Genomic DNA, 4,677 nt, shown 5'->3' with positions numbered 1-4,677 from the left:
CAGAGATATTTTTAATAATTACTTAAATTTGTTGCATTTGATTATACAATACACCCAAACATTTGTTACAAAAATAATCATTTACCATTATTGATAAAACTTTGAAAATATAGTATAATTATGAGATTAGAGATGTTAGTAAATACATTCAGACTTTTATTAAATACATATCTAGGATTTGAATTAAAATAGTTTACTATATCGCAAATCAGACACGTTAATGACAATTGAACAAATTTTAAAACAAATAGTATCATTTAAAATTTAGGGAGGTAGTATTTATGTACGCATTGGATAAACAGCTTGTTTTGGAAGATGGTAGTGTGTATAAAGGGTATGGATTTGGAGCAGATGTGGAAATGGCTGGGGAAGTTGTTTTTAATACTGCGATGACTGGGTACCAGGAAACTATTTCAGATCCATCGTATAATGGGCAGATTATTACATTTACTTATCCGTTAATTGGAAATTATGGAATAAATAGGGATGATTATGAAACTATTAATCCAAGTATCAAAGGAATTGTAACTCGTGAAATATGTAGAAAACCTTCTAATTTTAGAAATGAATTTACATTGGATGAAGTTTTGAAAGACTTAAATATTCCAGGAATTTCTGGAATTGATACACGTAGTCTGACAAAGAAAATAAGAGAGCATGGAACGATTAAGGGAATTATCGTTAGTGCAGACAAAGATCCGCAAGAAATTGCAAAAAATTTAAAAATCAATTCGTTGCCAACCAATCAAATCGAACAGGTATCGACAAAAAAAGCATTTCTTTCATCTGGAAGAGGGATGAGAGTTGTTCTTCTTGACTTAGGAATGAAATCAGGAATTATGAGGGAACTTAACTCAAGAGACTGTGATATTGTCGTAATGCCACATAATGCAACTTCTAAAGAAATTTTAAGACAAAAACCAGACGGAATAATGTTAAGCAATGGACCGGGAGATCCGATAGATGTTCCAGAAACAATTGCTACAATTAGGGAATTAATAGACAAAGTGCCAATTTTTGGAATTTGTATGGGACATCAGCTGATTTCACTTGCCTGTGGAGCAAAGACATATAAATTGCTATTCGGACATCGTGGGGCAAATCAGCCAGTATTAAACCTACAAACTGGAAAAGTTGATATTACAGCACAAAATCATGGATATGCTGTTGATATTGACTCGTTGAAAGGGACAGACCTGGAACTGACACATATCGCAGTAAATGATAGAACCTGTGAAGGTGTAAGACATAAAAAATATCCAGTATTTTCGGTACAGTATCATCCAGAGGCTTCTCCAGGACCACATGATCCGAATTATTTATTTGATATGTTTATTGAAAATATGAAAAAGAATCGGAAATAATAATTTTAGAACTATTGATTGAAAACAAATTTTTTAGTTTATTTTAGGTAAATTTGTTACATAAAATTAAAAATTATAAAATATTGAAATAAAAGTGTTGATAAAAATTAATAGCAAGGAGATGTAGGGAAATGCCTAAACGAAAAGATATAGAAACAATTTTAGTGATTGGATCTGGACCGATTATTATTGGACAGGCTGCTGAATTTGATTATGCGGGGACACAGGCGTGTTTGTCATTGCGTGAAGAAGGATACAAGGTTATTCTTGTAAATTCTAATCCTGCAACTATTATGACAGATAAGGAAATTGCGGATAAAGTATATATTGAGCCATTAACTGTTGAATTTGTGTCAAAAATTATAAGAAAAGAACGTCCAGATGCCTTGCTTCCTACTCTTGGAGGGCAGGTTGGGCTAAATCTGGCTGTGGAACTGCACAAAGCGGGAGTGCTGGAAGAATGTGGAGTAGAGCTGCTAGGAACGAAGCTTGACTCTATTAAGCAGGCGGAAGACAGGGAATTGTTCAGAGATTTGATGAATGAACTGGGAGAGCCTGTGCCTGAATCGGATATTATTCATAATTTGGAAGAGGCACGTAGATTTGTGGAAAAAATTGGATACCCTGTGATTGTGCGACCTGCCTTTACAATGGGAGGAACTGGTGGAGGAATCTGCCATAATGATGAAGAATTGGAAGACATTGTTACAAATGGACTTAGATATTCGCCAGTAACTCAATGTTTATTAGAAAAATCAATTTCAGGATACAAGGAAATCGAGTATGAAGTAATGCGTGACAGCAATGATACAGCGATTGTTGTCTGCAATATGGAAAATATTGACCCAGTTGGGATTCACACGGGAGATTCGATTGTAGTTGCACCGTCACAAACATTGACAGACAGGGAATACCACATGTTGAGAGATGTTTCGCTGAAAATAATAAGAGCATTGAAAATAGAAGGTGGATGTAACGTTCAGCTGGCATTAGATCCGTATTCGTTCAATTATTATATTATTGAGGTAAATCCGAGGGTATCACGTTCATCGGCACTTGCTTCAAAGGCAACAGGTTATCCAATTGCAAAAATTGCTGCAAAAATTGCAGTTGGATTAACACTTGATGAAATTATAAATCCTGTTACTAAAAATTCGTATGCGTGCTTTGAGCCGTCACTTGACTATGTTGTAAGTAAAATACCGAGATTTCCATTTGACAAATTTGAAAAGGCAGATAGGCATTTAGGTACACAAATGAAGGCAACAGGGGAAGTAATGGCAATTGGAAGAACTTATGAGGAAAGTTTGTTAAAAGCTATTCGTTCGCTTGAGTACGGAGTACATCACTTGGGGCTTCCAAATGGGGATGAATTTAGCTTGGAATACATTTTGAGAAGAATTCAGAAAGCTGGAGATGAAAGATTATTTTTCATTGGAGAAGCGTTAAGACGAGGAGTTACTCCGCAGGAAATACATGATATGACAAAAATTGATATGTTTTTCCTTGATAAAATGAAAAATATTATTGATATTGAAGTTGAATTGAAGGCGAATGTAAATAATCCAGATGTACTGCTGTTTGCCAAAAGATATGGATTTTCAGATAAAGTTATTGCACACCGTTGGAATACGACAGAAGATGAAGTTTACAAACTTCGTGAAAAATGCAATATTAAACCTGTATTTAAAATGGTTGATACCTGTGCGGCTGAATTTAAGTCAGAAACGCCTTATTTTTACTCGACTTATGAGCAGGAAAATGAAAGTGTTGTGGGGGATAAGAAAAAAATTATTGTACTTGGCTCAGGACCTATTAGAATTGGGCAAGGTGTTGAATTTGACTATGCTACAGTTCATGCTGTGAAGGCAATAAAAGAGTCTGGTTATGAGGCAATTATTGTAAATAACAATCCTGAAACTGTTTCAACGGACTTTTCAATATCGGATAAGCTTTATTTTGAGCCACTTACAGAAGAGGATGTTATGGCGATAATCGAGCTTGAACAGCCAGAAGGCGTTGTTGTTCAGTTTGGTGGTCAGACGGCAATTAACTTGGCTGAAAAATTGGCAAGACATGGTGTCAAAATATTGGGAACAGCACTTGAAGAAATTGATAATGCGGAAAACCGTGATAAATTTGAGGCATTGCTACATAAATTGAACATTCCCCAGCCACTTGGAAAAACTGCGTTTGATACGGAAACTGCTGTAAAAAATGCGGCTGAAATTGGGTACCCTGTTCTAGTGCGTCCATCTTATGTATTAGGTGGGAGAGCAATGGAAATCGTATATCGTGAAGAGGAACTGCGTCAATATATGGAAAATGCTGTAAAAGTATCTCCTGATCATCCTGTGCTTACTGACAGATATTTAGTTGGAAAGGAAATCGAGGTGGATGCAATTTGCGATGGGGAAACAGTTGTAATACCAGGGATTATGGAGCATATCGAAAGAGCGGGAGTCCATTCTGGAGATTCTATTGCGGTTTACCCTCCACAAAGTATTACAGATTCACAAAAGCGTACATTAATTGACTATACAACAAGACTTGCAAAGGGATTAAACATTATAGGGCTTTTGAATATTCAGTATGTAATTAGCGATGGAGAAGTTTATGTATTGGAAGTAAATCCTAGAAGTTCAAGGACAGTTCCATTTTTAAGCAAGATTACAGGTGTTCCTATGGCAAATCTTGCTATGAAGGGAATTCTTGGAGAAACGTTGAAAAGTAAAGGATATCAAACTGGATTAATTGAAGAAAGTAAACATGTGTATACAAAAGTTCCTGTGTTCAGTTTCCAGAAATTAAAAGATGTGGACACAACACTAGGGCCTGAAATGAAGTCAACAGGAGAAGTTATGGGAAGTGATGAAAACCTTGAAAAATCACTTTACAAAGGGCTAATTTCATCTGGAATTAAAGTCAAGGATCAAGGAAGCGTATTGTTTACAATTAGTGGAACTGCAAAAGAGGAAGCTTATGGACTGGCTAAGAGATTTTCTGACTTGGGTTATCATATAATGGCTACAAAAGGTACAGCTAAATATTTTGAGGAAAAAGGGCTTCGTGTTGAAACTGTCGGAAAAATTGAAGAAGAAGGAAAATATGAACACGATGTGCTAGGGCTGATTTATAAAGGACTTGTTGATATGGTAATAAATACAGCTGGTAAGAAAAAGACTGCAAGAAACGATGGATTTAAAATCAGACGTGCTGCAAGCGAGCAGGAAATAGCATGTCTTACTTCGCTTGATACAACAGATGCTTTGCTAAAAGTTCTGGAATCCATTTCATTTAATGTAAGTTCGAT

The 4,677-nt window shown here is 35.7% G+C and carries 2 protein-coding genes; both read left to right on the top strand.

The annotated features are described in order from the left end of the window. The first annotated feature begins 281 nt into the window (after positions 1–281). Positions 282–1,364, top strand: a complete 1,083-nt coding sequence (gene carA, locus Q0370_RS03920) for a glutamine-hydrolyzing carbamoyl-phosphate synthase small subunit (protein ID WP_299572393.1) — start codon at positions 282–284, stop codon at positions 1,362–1,364. A 131-nt stretch (positions 1,365–1,495) separates the two neighbouring features. After that, positions 1,496–4,677 (top strand): carbamoyl-phosphate synthase large subunit (gene carB, locus Q0370_RS03915; protein ID WP_299572390.1); only part of this gene is annotated, 3,182 nt, incomplete at its 3' end.

The sequence above is a fragment of the uncultured Leptotrichia sp. genome, assembly GCF_938036635.1.
Taxonomy (GTDB): domain Bacteria; phylum Fusobacteriota; class Fusobacteriia; order Fusobacteriales; family Leptotrichiaceae; genus Leptotrichia; species Leptotrichia hongkongensis.
This window is presented reverse-complemented; position numbering and strand designations above follow the sequence as displayed.